We start from the raw sequence: 15,120 nt of genomic DNA, 5'->3' as shown, positions 1-15,120 counted from the left end.
CCTCCAAGATCGTCAGCCGCCCGAACCTCATCGGGCCGCGTGCCCGAGGAACGCCGCCGCGTGGACGCGGGCGAACTCGGCGAAGCTCGTGGGCCGCACCCCGAAGGTCCGGTGGGTTTCCAGCCGCACATGGGACTCGGGACGCCGCCCGCGCTCGGCGAACAGCTCCCTCAGGATCCGGATAGACGGTTCGGGCATGCCCGCCTCTGCGCACTCGCGCAGCTTGTCCTCCAGGGGCAGCTCCACATGGCGGAAGGCGGTTCCCGTCGCCGCCGAGATGTGCTCGACGACCTCCTTCATCGTCAGCGCCTCCGGGCCGGTCATGTCGTACGCCCTGCCCTCGTGGCCTCCGGAGTTCAGCAGCGCGACCGCGACCTTCGCGGCGTCCTCGATGGCGACGGGCGACAGCCTGCTGTCGCCGATGGACATGCGCAGCTCCCGCCGATGCGGATCCACGCCCGTGAGGGTGCCGGGCAGGTAGAACTCCATGAACTGGCTCGGGCGCAGATGGGTCCAGGCCAGGCCGGACGCCTCAAGGTGGCGCTCGATCTCCAGATGCTCGTGCGTCCCGATGAAGCTGTCGGGATCGAAGCCGACACCCGACTCCTTGCCGGAGTACTTCACGATGTGCGGCACGCCTACGGCCTTGGCCGCGTCGATGAAGGTGCACTGCGTCTCCACCATCCGCTCCCTCGGGGAGGAGATCATGAGCACGCGCTCCACGCCGCGCAGGGCGGCCTTCAGGGTCTCGGGGCGCAGCATGTCGCCCTCGACCAGTTCCACACCCGGCAGCCCGTGGAGTTTCCGGGCCTTGTCCGGGTTCCTGACCAGCGCTCGGACGGGAGCGTTCTGCCGGGCGAACTCCTGGACGACGATCGATCCACTGAGCCCGGTCGCTCCGGTGACAAGAATCATGGCTACGACGCTAGTACTGACAACTACAGAAAAACAAGTAAATAGGCTTGAATGTGTAGCATCACGCAAACCGGCGAGGACAAGCGACGGGAAGAGGACCGATGGGCGGAAGTGATCGGTAGGACGCGCACGACCGGAGCGCTATGCGGTTTCCCGCCCGGATCGGGGGTACGGCGTTACGCGGTCAGGGCGGCCGGGTTGCACACGCGCCGTCGAGCCGTCCCGACCCACAGGCGGTGCGGGATTCCCTCCGGCCGTCCGGAAAATCCGTCCCCCATTGGTGAAGGAGCATTTCAATGCTGACGCTGACCGACAACGCCGTCACGGCGATTCGCGATCTGACGGTCGGTGAGAACATTCCCGACCAGGCGGGCCTGCGGCTGGCGGCGAAGCCCGGCACGGAAGCCTCGCTCGAACTGTCTCTGGTGAGTGCGCCGCAGGCCGGCGACCAGGTGATCGAGAAGGCGGACACCCGGGTCTTCGTCGAGGCGGGGGTGGCACCCGCGCTCGACGACAAGACGCTCGACGCCGAGATCGGCACGGAGGGGGAGCACACCTTCAAGCTGATGCGCCGGTAATTCCGCCTCTCCAGCGGTACGACACCGCGGCCCACGTCGTGCGGGCCCGCAGGTCGTCCGGCATCAGACCAGCCGGCTGCTTTCGCGGGCTCGCATCGGGTCGTCACAGCGGACAGGTGTCAGGCGCCGCCGGTCACCTTGATGGCCTGTCCGGTGATGCCGGTGTTGGCGGCCGAGCCCAGATAGACGACGGCGCCCGCGACCTCGGCGGCGTCGAGCAGGCGGCCGATCGGAGCACGCGCGCTGTAGTGCCCGCCTGCCTGCTCGACCATCGCGACGTTGGTCTCGGTCCTGGTGAAGCCGGGCATGACGACGTTGGACAGGATGTCGCCGTCCTTCCCGAGCCCGAACGCGGCGGACCTGCTGAAACCGTGCAACGCCGCCTTGGCGGCGCCGTAGTACTCCCCACCGGGCATGCCGTCGACCGCGATGCTCGACGAGATGTGCACCATCCGGCCCCATCCGCGCTCCCGCATCGACGGGACGACCGCCCGGCTGAGCCGGAGCGCGCCCTCGACGTTGGCCCGGATCACCTTCTGCCACCTCTCGTCGGGCACGGCATCGAAGGGGAGGTCCCCATCGGGCTCGGTGGCGCCCCAGTGCACGGCGTTGTTGACCAGCACGTCGATTCGGCCGGACCATCCGAGCACGCTCTCGACCAGGCCGCGGGCCGCTTCGTCGTCGTCCAGCGCGTACGGAGCGACGAGCGAGCGTCCGCCGATCTCCTTGGCGAGCTGCTCCGCGCCCGCCTGGGAGCGGTGATAGGCGAGCACCACATCGGCCCCTTCGGCGGCGAACCCACGGGCGATCTCGCGCCCGATGCCACCGGAGGCTCCCGTCACGATGACCGTACGGCCGCTGAGTCCCAGATCCATTCCAATGCTCCTCACGACAGTGGAAACCTTGAGCAGGGCCAAGGATCCGGCGACAGGAACCACCGGAGGGAGACCGGGCCGAGACTGGCCCCCGCAGGGCCACGATCGGAAACGAAGCCACTCGGTAGCCTGCCGAATCGTGAGCGACAACACTCTGGGCGAGTTCCTGCGGGCCCGCCGCGAGGCCGTGACCCCCACAGAGGTCGGGCTGCCCGGCGGCGGCCGGCGCCGCACCCCCGGCCTTCGCCGTTCCGAATTGGCCACGCTCGCCGGGATCAGCGTCGAATACCTCACCCGGCTCGAGCAGGGGCGTGATCGTCACCCCTCGGTGCCCGTGCTCGCCGCCCTCGCCGACGCGTTGCGCCTGTCCGCCGACGAGCGCCTCCATCTGCTCCATCACTTCAAGGCGGCCGACGGTGCCGGCCGGCTCGTCGGCCCGTGCCAGGGGCCGCCCGCGCAGTCGGTCCGTCCCACCGTCCGGGCACTGCTCGACCGGCTCGAACCGGCCCCGGCATTGGTGGTCAACCGGCTCGGTGATGTGCTCGCCCACACGAACGGCTATGAGCGACTCGCCGGCCCCATCGGATTGCTGGACCGCCGGCCGCCCAACCTGGTGCGGTACGTCTTCGCCGACCCCCGGGCCAGAGCCGCGTATCCCGACTGGGACCGGGTCGCCGACGAGCGGCTCGCCGGGCTGAAACTGGGGGTTTCCCGTGAGGACCCGCACGTCGAGCACCTCGTCGACGAACTGACCCTCGCCGTCGGCGCCCCCTTCACCGACCGGTTGACGACTCCGCCCGGCCCGTCCAGGCGCACCGGCGTCGAACGGCTGACGCATCCGGAGGCGGGCGAACTACGTCTGGCCTATGAAACCCTCGGCCTGTCCGGCGACGACAACCAACTCCTGATCGCCTACCTCCCCGCGGACGACGTCACCGCCGCCAGGCTCGACCACCTCACCGGCCGCCACCCCGGCGCCCTTCGCGCCGTCACCGGCTGACGATCTCAGCGCTATCGTCGAAGAGCATCGAGGGGAGGCGGCACGGTGAGCGCACTTGAGGTACGGCTGCGGCCGGTGACAGAGGACGATCTCGCCATGTTCCGGCGTTTCGTCACCGAGCCGGGACTGATCGGCCTCGACTGGGCGGGATTCCGCGACGCCCAGGCCCCGGCGCGACGCTTCGCCATCGACGGCTATCTAGGGGTGGACGACAGCAGGGTCATCGTCGAGGCCGACGGCACGGCCGCGGGCATGATGAGCTGGTCGGCCCGAGGGTTCGGAGTCTCCCGATACTGGGAGATAGGGATCGCCCTGCTGCCGGACTGGCGTGGCCGTGGCGTCGGCTGGCGCGCTCAGGCGATGTTGTGCGACTACCTGTTCACCCACACCCCGGTCGAGCGCATCCAGGCGTTCACCCATCCGGAGAACATCGCGGAGCAGAAGTCGCTGGAGAAGGCCGGCTTCAGGCTGGAGGGCGTCCTACGCGCGGTGGAGTTCCTCCGCGGTCAGTGGCGCGACGGCTGGATGTACAGCAGGCTGCGCAGCGATCCGTACCCGCCGAATCCGTGAGCGGACCGGGACCGCGGACGGTCGCGACGCCACCGGCGCCTCTCAGGCGGGCCTTGTCTCCTCGGGCGCCTTCACCGCGATGACCGTCGGGGAGCGGTTCCAGGCCGAGCGGCGACCGCCGCTGCCCCGCCTCCTGATCGGGCTACGAGCCTTCCGACCAGAAGAGCTGCAGGCGAGCAAGCGCCTCGTCCCTCGACATCCGGGCGACCTCGGCATCCGTAAGTCCCACTCGGTGAATGAGGAGGTGCACGAGATCCGCGGGAAGAGCCTCTAGCGGCGCCTGAGGGCCTCCTCTATCAGGAACGATCCCGTCCCGGACGCAGCCCCAGAACTCCTCCTCGAAGACCTGGAGCTGGTCCCGCAGGATATGAGCCCAAAGGCTGGGCCCGTAAGTCGTGCGGTCAGGTGGATGTGAGATTCGCGTCCGCAGGATGCCGCCCGTGGGAAGGTCGAACTCGTACGTGACGTGGTGAGTGCCCGTCCGTCCCCTGGCATCCCGGATTCGTCGCCAGCCTTCGTTCTTGCAGAAGCGCTCGTGATCCTCCCGGGTCGGCTGCGGCCACGTCATGGAGCCACCCCGGTCAGCCACTCCCGTAGCTGGTTGTCGCTGCTCAGGCAGATCATCTGCACCAGACCCCAGCTGTCCCGGTGGTTAGGCGCGTCCAACAGGTGGTCCTGCCAGTCCTCGGCGTACTCCCGAAGCGCGTCGATCATCTCGTCGATGGCCTCGTCGAACGTCGATCCGTCCGCGGCTACGGGCAATCCTGGAATGAAGACCGACCATCCGCCATCCTCGGCCACCACTTGGGCATTGGACGGGCAGATTCGGGCCAGGAAGTAACGGAGGCGTTCGCCGTCCACCACAGCAGCAGTCCGGTCATCACGGCTGACGGTAGCGCTCCGGCCCCGCTCCGCCGCGTCGAGAAGCTCCTTCAGCTTCGCACGGGCCTCCGTGTAGCTGGCGAAATGCACTCCCATACCGATCCCCTTCGCTCTCCCCCAGTATCAGATCCGCCTACAAGTACGTCAAGTACCTGAAGTACTTGCCACGCGATCGGCCTACGGCTGACCTGGATCTTTCAGTACGAGCACGTCAGTGAACGGCGTTTCGGCACTCAGGCTGCGCGATGCTCGCCCACTCGGTCGAGCCATTCGGCGATGAGCGCGGTGAGCAGCCCGGTCTGCTCGTGCGGCAGCGCGTGGCCGGCCCGGTCCAGGACGGCGTACGTGGCACGCGGATATCGCTCCACCAGCTCCCAAGCACCGGCGTACCCCACCGTGGAGTCCTGGCGCCCGGTGAGGATCAGAGTCGGGCCCGTGTACGGCGGCGCGTCCCCGGAAGGGTCGCTCAGCCGCCACTGATCGAACATCCGCCCGAGGCCGTCCTGGTCGACGAGGGGCAGGGCCGGAGCCACGTACTCCCGGAAACGCTCCACAGTGGCGGGCGTCTGCACGACGAAGTAGTCCCGGAACTGGGCCTGCTCGGCCGGATCCAGGGCATCGGCCACGTCGACCAAGGCGTGCAGCACCGCGTGTGGGGGCACGTCACGCGACTCCTCACCGATGGGGCAGATCAGCGCCAGCCCCGCGACCTGGGCCGGGCGCCGGCCGGCGATGCCCCCGGCCAGATACCCGCCGAACGAATGGCCGACGATCGCGAACCGCTGATCGCCGACGACGGCGTCGATCAGGCCGAGCACGAGATCGAGGACATCGTCAGAGCCACGGAACCAGTCCGGCACCGGAGTGCGCCCCATGCCGGGCAGGTCCGGGTAGACGCGCCGATAACCAGGCCGGTCGCGGAAGACCGGCTCCAAGGCGCCGACCATCTCGCGATGGTCCACCCCCGATCCGTGTAGCACCAGAACGGGAAGCCCGTCGCCGTGCTCGACGAAATGCACCGGTATGCCGCCGATCTCTGCCTCCATATCGACAACTTAACCAAGCTTGGCCGCTCGGGAAGCGAGCCATTGCTCTCGGGTGATCGCGTACTCGACCTCGCCACGATCGCTGCCGGGGAGCGGTTCCTCCCAGTCCATGTGGAACGTACGGACGTGCTGCATGCCGATCGCGGACATCGTCGCGCGGGAGGCGGCGTTGACCGCCATGGTTTCGGCGAAGATGCGCATCAGTCGAAGATCTTCAAATCCATGGCGAAGGAGCTCGCGGGCTCCCTCGCTGCCCAAGCCTTGGCGCCAGCAGCGTCGCAGGAGCCGGTATCCGAGTTCGGCCTGTCCTTCGACCGGGCCTTGGTCGGCACGCGTGGGTGGCTCCAGAAGCCACCAGCCGACGAACCGCCCATCCACGAAACCGACCCAGAAGCCGAGCCCCGCGACGTCGTCCGCGGCGGCGAGCCGCTGACGATGGAGGACCTCCACCTCTTCACGGCTACGTGCACGCCCGGTGATGTAGCGCATGACCTCAGGATCGGCGTCGAGTTCGATCTCGTGCTCGAGGTGTTCGTCGGACAGCGGAACAAGCGTGATGCGGTCGGTCCGCAGTATCGGCTGAGACATGGGGGCGATTGTCCCGCCTGAGCCACATGCCGGTCATTCGCTTTTCCCGTGGCCGCGATGACGCTTCAGAGCCAGCCGTGCTCGTCGGCTATCAGCGCGGCCTCGGCGCGGGTGCTCGCTCCCGTTTTGCCGATCGCCGCCGACAGGTGGTTGCGTACCGTCCCGGCCGACAGGTGCAGGCTCCGCGCTATCTCCGCCACGGTGCCGCCCTGCCGGGCCGCGCGCAGCACGTCGCGCTCCCGGGCGGTCAGCGGGCTCGACCCGCTGGCGAGCGACTCGGCGGCCAGAGCGGGATCGACCACGCGCAGGCCCGCGTGGACCCGGCGCACGGTGTCGACCAGGTGCTCGGGCGGCGCGTCCTTCACGACGAAGCCCGAGGCGCCGTTCTCCATGGCACGGGCGAAGTAGCCCGGCCGCCCGAAGGTCGTACAGATCACCACCCGGCAGGACGGGAGCGCGGCGCGCAGGTCGGCGGTGACCTCCAGGCCGTCCCTGCCCGGCATCTGCACGTCCAGCAACGCCACGTCCGGCCGGCTGCGCCGCGCCGCCTCGACGACCTCCTCGCCCGAGCCGACCTGGGCCACCACCTCGATGTCGGGCTCCAGCGCGAGCATCGCCGCCAGCGCCCCGCGTACGAGCGCCTGGTCGTCGGCGAGCAACACCCTGATCATGCGCGGCTCGCCCGCAGCCGGAAGCCACCGGCGGGAAGCGGGCCCGCCTCGACCCGCCCGCCGACGGCGCGCAGCCGCTCGGCCAGCCCGGACAGGCCGTTGCCCGGCTCCGCCGCGCTCTGCCCTGCCGTTCTTTGCCCCGGGCCGTTGTCGCGCACCTCCAGCCAGCCGTCTCCGAACAGCACCTCGCACCGCGTCGCGCCGCTGTGCCGGATCACGTTGGTGACTCCCTCCCTCAGGACGTACGCGAAGGGCTCGGCCAGTTCGGCCGGGACACGGTCCGCGGACGACGGGAGAACGGCGCTGATCCCGGCGGCCCGCAGCGCCGCGCGGGCCCCCGCCAGCTCGGCGGCGAGGGACGGCCGGCGGCGGCCGGACACGGTCAGGCGCACCTCGCTGTGCGCCTGCCGGGACAACCGCTCGACGTCGCGCAGCTCGGCCAGCGCGCGTTCCGGGTCGCCGCCGCTCTCCAGCACCCGGCGGGCCAGGCCGGTCTTCACGGTGATCGTGGTCAGGCTGTGCCCGAGCACGTCGTGGAGGTCCCTGGCCAGCCGGTCGCGCTCCGCCGCCGCGGCCAGCGCCGCGATCTCCTCGTGGGCCTGGCCGAGCTGGACGACGAGCCGGATCAGCAGCGTCACGGCCACCGGGATCACGATCCCGGGGACGAGCCCGCCCACATATCCCCAGGTGACGGGACCGGGGGCCGCACTGTGCGCGAGCACCTGAACCACCCAGCTCGCCGGCGCGAGCAGCACGCCCCAGCGGGCCGGGAGCAGCCAGGCCGCCACCGCGAGCACGAAGCTGAACACGCCGGCGTGGCCGAGGTAGAGCGGGCCGTTGCGCAGCAGGGCCGCCACGACCGCCAGCGCGAACAGCGCCCCGACGAGCAGGATCCGCCGCCGGGGCGGCAGGCGGACCCCGGCGACCATGGCGCCGAGCCAGCCCGCCGCGTACAGGAGCGTGACGGCACCGATCGCGATCCGCACGACCGGGGCCTCCGGCCAGATCCCGTCCGGTCCCAGCGCCTCCCACAGTGGCCAGAGCAGGAAGAGCGACAGCACGAGGACACCACGGACGTGGGCGGAACGGGACCCCGGCCGGGCCGGGTTCCACACCGGCCAGGCGGAACGCCCCCATACACCCTGCTCGCCCACGTCAGTCACCCTAGGCCCGAGCGGTGGCGCGGCGATACCGGACGACCACGGCGGCGCCCAGCACGAGCGCGTACAGCGCCAGGACCAGCGCCGCCTGCCAGCTGTCATCCCCGCTGCCGCCAGCGAGCGCGGTGGCGTGCCCGACCTGCGCGAGCCAGTAGCTCGGCAGGACCTTGGCCACCGTCGCGAGCGCCTGCGGGAACGTGCTCACCGGGATGAACAGCCCGCCGACGAAGCTGAGCAGCAGCACCACCGCCCCCTGGTACGCCTGCAGGTTCTGGGCGGTGGCGAACTGGCCGATCAGCAGGCCGAGCAGCGCGAACGGCACCGTGCCCGCCCACACGCCGAGCACGGCCACCGCCCACCCGCCGGGAGACAGGTGCACCCCGCTGACAAGCGCGGCGACCAGCGACACCCCGGCCACCGGCGGCAGCGCCACGACCATCGCCACCGACGCCTTGGCCAGCAGGTAGCCGCTTCCACTGAGCGGGGTCAGCCGCAACTGGCGCTGCCAGCCGATACCGCGCTCCACCGCCGTGCGGGCACCGACGTCGAGCGCCGCCTTCATCGCCCCGAACGCCGCCACCCCGCCCATGACGTACGACGCGGGAGCCCCCTGGTCGATGAAACGGTCGGCCATCAGCAAGTAGAGCCCCACCGGCAGGGCGACCGCGAACAACAGGAACTTGGCGTCTCGCAGGGTCCGCCTGATCTCGAACGTGAGATATCCGGTCATCGCACGGCCTCCGAAGCTCCGGTCAGGCGGAGAAAGGCGTCCTCCAGGCCCAGCGCGCCCACCTCGACGTCCCGCACCTCGGGATAGCGCGTCAGCAGTTCGCGTACGACCAGGTCGGAGTCGGTGCAGCGCAGTTCGGCCCTGCCGTCGCGGACGTGCGCCGCCGTCACGCCCGGCAGTGCGCCCAGGTCCTCGGCGCGGGCGCCGGGCACGGTCGCGGTCACCGTACGGCCGGACACCTCGGCCATGACCGCGGACACCGGCCCGTCGGCCACGACGCGGCCCGCGTGCATCAGCACGACCCGGTCCGCGTACGCCTCGGCCTCCTCCAGGTAGTGGGTGGAGAACAGCACGGTCCGGCCGGTCTCGGCGAAGGCGTGCATCGACTGCCAGAACTCCCGCCGGGCCGTCACGTCCATGGCCGCCGTCGGCTCGTCGAGCACCAGCAGGTCCGGGCCGGGCACTAGCGCCATGGCGAACCGGACCCGCTGCTTCTGGCCGCCGGACAGCAGCGCGGCCCGCCGGTCGGCGAGGTCGGCCACCCCGGCGCGGCTCAGCGCCTCCTCCACCGGCAGCGGCGTCCGGTGCAAAGACGCGATCAGCGCCACCGTCTCCCGGACGGTCACGTCGTCGAGCAGCGCGCCCTCCTGTGGCATCACGCCCACCATGCCGCGCCGCACCGCTTCGTGGGCAGACGCGCCGAACACGGCGATCTCCCCGGCGTCCGGACGGGCCAGCCCGACGACCATGTCGATCGTGGTGGATTTGCCCGCGCCGTTGGGGCCGAGCAGGGCCACCACCTCCCCCCGGTCCACCACCAGGTCGATCCCGTCGACCGCGCGGGTCTCGCCGTACGTCTTGCGCAGCCCCGCCACGGACAGGGCGGGGGCGCCGTCGTGAATGTCCATGCGGCAAGCCTCCGCCAGCGCCCCGACGCGGACCTCCGCCGTCTGTCACGACCCGCCCACGACAGATGTCACGGTCGCTAGATCGGATCTAGCGGGCCCTGCCCCACGTCTGGCGCCTCTTCCGTGAACGGCTGAACGGAACGGAGACGACAGATCATGCGAGATCTGGCAATAGAGACATCGGGCCTGGTCAAGACATTCGGCAAGAACCGCGCGGTGGACGGGCTCGACCTCACGGTGCCCGCGGGCACGGTGTACGGCGTGCTCGGCCCCAACGGGGCGGGGAAGACCACCGCGGTCAAGATGCTGGCGACCCTGCTGCGCCCGGACGGCGGCGAGGCCAGGGTGTTCGGCCACGACGTGCTGCGTGAGCCCGACGCCGTACGCAGCCGGGTGAGCCTGACGGGCCAGTACGCCTCGGTGGACGAGGAGATGACCGGGATGGAGAACCTGGTCCTGCTCGGCAGGCTGCTGGGCCACCGGAAGTCCGCCGCCAGGGACAGGGCCATGCGGCTGCTTGAGGCGTTCGGACTGACCGAGGCCGCCGGCCGGCAGGTCAAGAACTACTCGGGCGGCATGCGCAGGAGGCTGGACATCGCGGCCAGCATCCTCAACACGCCCGACCTGTTGTTCCTGGACGAGCCCACGACCGGCCTCGACCCGCGCAGCCGCAACCAGGTCTGGGACATCGTGAGGATCGTGGTCGCCCACGGCACGACCGTGCTGCTCACCACGCAGTATCTCGACGAGGCCGACCGGCTGGCCGGGCGCATCGCGGTCGTCGACCACGGCAGGGTCATCGCCGAGGGCACGCCCGGCGAGCTCAAGTCGTCGGTGGGCTCGGGGTCGGTGCACGTACGGCTGCGGGACGCCGCGCAACGGCCCGAGGCCGAGCGGGTGCTGGCCGGGGAGCTGAACACCCAGGTCCACCTGGAGGCCGACCCCGTGGCCCTGACCGCCCGCATCGCCGGAGAGGACGCGGACGCCGGTGCGGAGCGGGCCTCGCGCGCCCTCGCCGCGCTGGCGGCGTCGGGCATCGTCGTGGACGACTTCTCCCTCGGCCAGCCCAGCCTCGACGAAGCCTTCCTCGCGCTGACAGGCGCGCCTCCTGGAGAACACAGCTTGGCACTCACGGACAAGGCTCTTACGGACAAGGAAATGGAGGAGACGGCGGCATGAGCGCTACGACCACCGAGACCGGCACGTCCTTCGTCCCCGCGGCCGACACGCTGGGCGCGGTGCTGGCCCCCGGGGCACGCCCGCCGCGCCCCGGCGCCCTGTCGGCCTCGCTGACCTTCGGCTGGCGGGCGATGCTGAAGATCAAGCACGTGCCCGAGCAGCTGTTCGACGTCACCGCGTTCCCGATCATGATGACGTTGATGTTCACCTACCTGTTCGGCGGTGCGCTGGCGGGCTCGCCGACGGAGTATCTGCAGTTCCTGCTGCCGGGCATCATGGTGACGAGCGTCGTCATGATCACGATGTACACCGGGGTCGAGGTCAACAAGGACATCGAGAAGGGCGTCTTCGACCGGTTCCGTACGCTGCCGATCTGGCGGCCGTCGACCATGGTCGGCTACCTGCTCGGCGACGCGTTCCGCTACACGATGGCCGCGACGGTCATCCTCGTGGTCGGCCTGGTGCTGGGCTTCCGCCCGCAGGGCGGGGTCGTCGGCGTGCTGGCCGCGATCGCGCTGCTGGTGGTCTTCTCGTTCGCGTTCTCGTGGATCTGGACGATGTTCGGGCTGCTGCTGCGCAGCGAGAAGTCGGTGATGGGGGTCAGCATGCTGGTGCTGTTCCCGCTCACCTTCCTCAGCAACGTCTACGTGGACCCGCAGACCATGCCGGGCTGGCTGCAGGCGTTCGTCGGAGTCAACCCCATCTCCCACCTGGTCACCGCGGCGCGTTCGCTGATGGCGGGCAGCCCGGACACCGGGGAGATCACCTGGGTGCTGGTCTGCGGCGCGGTGTCGATCGTGGTCTTCGGCGCGCTGACCATGCGCCTCTACAACCGCAAATAGGTCACAGGCGCCAGGTGATCTCGTGGTCGGGCTGGTAGCGGCAGGTGGCGCCGGTGGAGACGGCGGCGCGCAGATGGGCGGCCATCGCGGGATGAAGCCGGTCGAGCTTGCGCAGCACATCGCGGATTCGGGCGGTGACGGCCTTGCGGGCGCGCTCGGCCTCGTCGCCGAGGCGGCGGTCACGCCCGCCGAGCCCGGAGGCGGAGCGCAGCTCGGCCAGCAGGGCCGCCCGTTCCCTGTCGAACTCGGCCGCCCGGCCGTCGTCTCCCTGCTCGGCCGCCCGGTCGATCTCCTCGTCGAGCAGGGCGAGCCGGTGCCGGTATCGCGCCTTGGCCTCCTCGTCGAGGACCGCGTCGCCGCCCATCCTCCGGGCGGCGACGACGAGCTCCCCGCCCTCCGGGGCGAGCAGCCGTACGGCGGGCAGGTCGGCCCCGGGGTGGTGCAGCAGGCAGTGGAGGTCGCGCAGGCCCTTGGCGTCGGGCAGGTGAACGGTGTGGCCGCCGAACCCCAGGGTCCAGACCGCGCCGTCCCGCCGGAACTCGGCCCCGGGGCCGGGCGTACGGCTCCTGCGGACGCGCTCCAGAACGTGCCGCATGCCCAGCCGGCGTGCTTCGCCCTCCACGTCGTCCAGCAGCTTCCCGGCCTCCTCCGCGTCGCCCGGGCGGCCCCGGCGCAGCAGCGCCTCACCGAGATGCGCCCGCGCCTCGACGGACCACGGGCGGGCGAGGAGCAGCTCGGCGGAGTGCCAGGCGGCGGTGAACCCGTCGATCGCCTCGTCCCAGCGTTCCTGCGCCGCGTCGACGAGAGCCCGCAGGAGGACCACCGGGCCGCCGATGTCCCAGCCGTACATCGACACCGCCCAGTTGCCGAGGTAGGGGTCGAGCTCTGCCCTCGCCTTCTCACACAGCTCCGGGTCGCGCGACCACGCGGCGACCATGGCCTGGAACCGCAGCCACAGGGGCTGTATCGAGCGCCGCGGCTCGCCTCTGGCCAGGGTGTCGCGCAGGTGGCGCAGCGCGGTCGCGCCGTCTCCCCTTCGCAGCGCGGTCATCGCCTCCAGCAGGCCCGGGCAGGGGTGCCGGCTCCTGCGCAGCGCACGGTGGATCTCGTCCAGGCCGTCGTCGCGGCCCTGGAGCATCCGCACCGCCCAGCGGTGGTGGTCCAGCATGTACGCGAAGTGGTCGTGCCCGTGCTCGAACCGCGCGAGCTCGTCGAGCAGGGTCTCCGCCTGGCCGAAGTCGCCCGTGAGCGCGGCGATGATGCTGCGGTCGCTGGCCGTGGCCATGTCGATGCGCGGCAGGTCGGCGCGGCCGCCGAGCGCGACGAACTCGCGGAACTGGCCGAGATAAGCGGGGTCGCCCTGCTCAAGCAGAGCCACCCAGCGCAACGCGGCGGCGATGCTCTCCATCTCCACGTCGCCGGTGCGGCGGGCCAGGGTCAGCAGCTCTCCGGTGAGCGCCGCCCTCTCGGGAGCGGTGCCCAGGCCCCAGATGGCGTCGTGGAAGGCCCACAGGCTGAAGGCGAGCGCCTCGTCGTCCTCGCCGCGCCGGGCGAGCAGCGCCACATGGATGGCCAGCTCCCGCGCGAGGTGGTCGAGGGAAAGCTCCTCGTCGGAAGGGCGGCCGTCCCGGACCAGCTCGCCGTGCGCCTCCCGCAGCAGGTCGGCGACCAGCGGGCCGCCGTCGCCGCCGCAGGCCGCGTAGACGGACAGCGCCACCCGGGCCACCAGCTCGGGCTCGCCGGTCTCCCGCGCGACGGCGGCCGCCTCCTCGAACGCACGCTGGCCGTCGCCGTCGTCACCGTGGTAGAGCTCGCGGCCGAGTTCGAGTGCGACCACGACACGCCGGCGCGGATCACCGGCGACGGCGGCCAGTTCGAGCGCCCTGCGGTAGTGCCCGAGCGCCTCCTCGCCGGCCAGGCGAGCGGCGGCGTCACGGGCCGCGGCGAGCAGCCGGTCCACCACGCGGGCCGGCTCGACGTGGTCACCGGCGAGGTAGGCGTGCCGGGCCACGTCGGCGGGGAGCACATGCTCGGCGAGGGCGGGCGATCCGTCGACGGCGTGGACGACCGCGGCGTGCCGCCGGGACGCCGCCTTCTCGTCGAGAGACTCGTAGAGCGTCTGGCGGACCAGGTCGTGCACGAACGCGAACTCCTCCCCGCCCCGCGCCTCCCCGCCCCTCGCTACCACGAGCCGGGCGGCCACCGCCTGGTCGAGCAGCCGTTCCACCTGGGGAACGGGAACGGCGGCGACGGCGGCCAGCACCTGGCGATGGAACTCACGCCCGAGCAGCGCGGCGGTGACGAGAAGGTCCACGACCGGCGCGGGCAGCAGGGACAGCCGGCGCAGCAGGGTGTCGCGGACACCGGGAGCGATCGTGGTGACGGAGCCGCCGCTGCGCCACAGCCGCGCCGTCTGCTCCACGAAGAAGGGGTTGCCGCCGGTGCGCCGGTGCACCTCGGCCACGAGATCGGCGGACGGATGCCGGCCGGCGGCGCGGGTCATCAGCGCGCCGACCTCCTCGCGTTCGAGCCCGGTCAGGGTGACCGTGGTCGCCCGCGCCACGAGCGGCAGCACGAGGGGCCGCAACGGATGGTCGGCCGACTCCACCTCCACGTCGCGGTAGGTGCCCACCAGCAGCACCCGCTCGAACCAGGTGTGCTGGGCCGCGAACTCCAGCAGCCTGAGCGACGCGACGTCCGCCCAGTGAAGGTCTTCGAGCACGACCACCAGGGGACGGCTCTGCGACACCGCCACCAGGCCGCTCGTCACCGCGTCGTACAGCCGGAAGCCCTCGGCCGCGTCGGCGCTCGGCGACTCGCCCAGCAGCGCGGGCAGTCCGGCGCCCGCGGCGTCCTCGGCCGCCGCCCACTCCTCGGGCGCGGCGCACCGCCGCAGCCCGCGCAGGATCTGCACCCACGGCCAGTAGCCCGGGGCGCTGTCGGAGTCCCAGCACGATCCGCTGAGGACCAGCGCGCCCAGACGCCGGGCCTCCTCGGCCGCGCTGGTGACGAGCGTGGTCTTGCCGATGCCGGCTTCACCGGCGACCAGCGTCAGGCCGCCGTGGCTGCCGACCGCCCGCGCGATCTCGGCGCGCAGCATCGCGGCAGGATGCTCCCTGCCGATCAGCTCGGTGCCGATCAGTCCAGTGCTCGCGCCGTCGATTCGCATGCCGACT

Annotated in this window: 15 protein-coding genes; 5 read left to right on the top strand and 10 right to left on the bottom strand. The window is 71.3% G+C overall.

The window, feature by feature from the left end:
- Positions 1–27 precede the first annotated feature (27 nt).
- Positions 28–915 carry an SDR family oxidoreductase gene (locus QSK36_RS06695; RefSeq protein ID WP_285781688.1) on the bottom strand — a complete coding sequence of 296 codons (888 nt, stop codon included), beginning with the start codon at positions 913–915 and terminating at the stop codon, positions 28–30.
- A 296-nt stretch (positions 916–1,211) separates the two neighbouring features.
- On the opposite strand from QSK36_RS06695, the gene QSK36_RS06690 reads away from it, so the two are divergent.
- Positions 1,212–1,493, top strand: a complete 282-nt coding sequence (locus QSK36_RS06690; protein ID WP_285781687.1) for a Fe-S cluster assembly protein HesB — start codon at positions 1,212–1,214, stop codon at positions 1,491–1,493.
- 119 nt (positions 1,494–1,612) lie between these two features.
- Here the strand turns inward: QSK36_RS06690 and QSK36_RS06685 are convergent, their stop codons facing one another.
- Positions 1,613–2,368 carry an SDR family NAD(P)-dependent oxidoreductase gene (locus tag QSK36_RS06685; RefSeq protein ID WP_285781686.1) on the bottom strand — a complete coding sequence of 252 codons (756 nt, stop codon included), beginning with the start codon at positions 2,366–2,368 and terminating at the stop codon, positions 1,613–1,615.
- A 139-nt stretch (positions 2,369–2,507) separates the two neighbouring features.
- Between QSK36_RS06685 and QSK36_RS06680 the strand changes: the two genes are divergently transcribed.
- The gene (locus QSK36_RS06680) at positions 2,508–3,368 is read left to right on the top strand and encodes a helix-turn-helix domain-containing protein (RefSeq protein WP_285781685.1); all 861 of its coding nucleotides are present in this window, start codon (positions 2,508–2,510) and stop codon (positions 3,366–3,368) included.
- Between the two features lie 45 nt (positions 3,369–3,413).
- Positions 3,414–3,938: a GNAT family N-acetyltransferase gene (locus QSK36_RS06675; protein WP_183534795.1), complete on the top strand. Its 525-nt coding sequence runs from the start codon at positions 3,414–3,416 to the stop codon at positions 3,936–3,938.
- Positions 3,939–4,502: 564 nt separating this feature from the next.
- Here QSK36_RS06675 and QSK36_RS06670 read toward each other — a convergent pair.
- From QSK36_RS06670 to QSK36_RS06640, 7 genes are all read right to left on the bottom strand, one after another.
- A complete protein-coding gene (locus QSK36_RS06670) occupies positions 4,503–4,916 on the bottom strand; it encodes a RelB antitoxin-like protein (RefSeq protein WP_285781684.1) in 414 nt (137 codons plus the stop codon).
- Positions 4,917–5,053: 137 nt separating this feature from the next.
- A complete protein-coding gene (locus tag QSK36_RS06665) occupies positions 5,054–5,866 on the bottom strand; it encodes an alpha/beta fold hydrolase (protein WP_285781683.1) in 813 nt (270 codons plus the stop codon).
- 9 nt (positions 5,867–5,875) lie between these two features.
- Entirely contained in the window at positions 5,876–6,454 is a 579-nt protein-coding gene (locus QSK36_RS06660) for a GNAT family N-acetyltransferase (protein ID WP_285781682.1), read from the bottom strand.
- Positions 6,455–6,519: 65 nt separating this feature from the next.
- Entirely contained in the window at positions 6,520–7,125 is a 606-nt protein-coding gene (locus QSK36_RS06655) for a response regulator transcription factor (RefSeq protein ID WP_139573314.1), read from the bottom strand.
- Positions 7,122–8,279, bottom strand: coding sequence for a sensor histidine kinase (locus QSK36_RS06650; protein ID WP_285781681.1), 1,158 nt, complete (start codon positions 8,277–8,279; stop codon positions 7,122–7,124). The genes QSK36_RS06655 and QSK36_RS06650 overlap by 4 nt, the downstream gene beginning before the upstream one ends.
- Positions 8,280–8,289: 10 nt before the next feature.
- Positions 8,290–9,015 (bottom strand): ABC transporter permease, encoded by a 726-nt coding sequence (locus QSK36_RS06645; RefSeq protein ID WP_183534787.1) that lies wholly within the window; start codon positions 9,013–9,015, stop codon positions 8,290–8,292.
- The gene (locus tag QSK36_RS06640; protein ID WP_182898781.1) at positions 9,012–9,923 is read right to left on the bottom strand and encodes an ABC transporter ATP-binding protein; all 912 of its coding nucleotides are present in this window, start codon (positions 9,921–9,923) and stop codon (positions 9,012–9,014) included. The genes QSK36_RS06645 and QSK36_RS06640 overlap by 4 nt, the downstream gene beginning before the upstream one ends.
- A gap of 156 nt (positions 9,924–10,079) precedes the next feature.
- On the opposite strand from QSK36_RS06640, the gene QSK36_RS06635 reads away from it, so the two are divergent.
- A complete protein-coding gene (locus QSK36_RS06635) occupies positions 10,080–11,102 on the top strand; it encodes an ATP-binding cassette domain-containing protein (RefSeq protein ID WP_285781680.1) in 1,023 nt (340 codons plus the stop codon).
- Positions 11,099–11,944 carry an ABC transporter permease gene (locus tag QSK36_RS06630; RefSeq protein ID WP_183534783.1) on the top strand — a complete coding sequence of 282 codons (846 nt, stop codon included), beginning with the start codon at positions 11,099–11,101 and terminating at the stop codon, positions 11,942–11,944. Before QSK36_RS06635 ends, QSK36_RS06630 begins: the two co-directional genes overlap by 4 nt.
- 1 nt (position 11,945) lies before the next feature.
- Here QSK36_RS06630 and QSK36_RS06625 read toward each other — a convergent pair whose 3' ends face one another.
- Entirely contained in the window at positions 11,946–15,113 is a 3,168-nt protein-coding gene (locus QSK36_RS06625; RefSeq protein WP_285781679.1) for an ATP-binding protein, read from the bottom strand.
- Positions 15,114–15,120: the final 7 nt, after the last annotated feature.

This window comes from Microbispora sp. NBRC 16548, assembly GCF_030268985.1.
Taxonomy (GTDB): domain Bacteria; phylum Actinomycetota; class Actinomycetes; order Streptosporangiales; family Streptosporangiaceae; genus Microbispora; species Microbispora catharanthi.
This window is presented reverse-complemented; position numbering and strand designations above follow the sequence as displayed.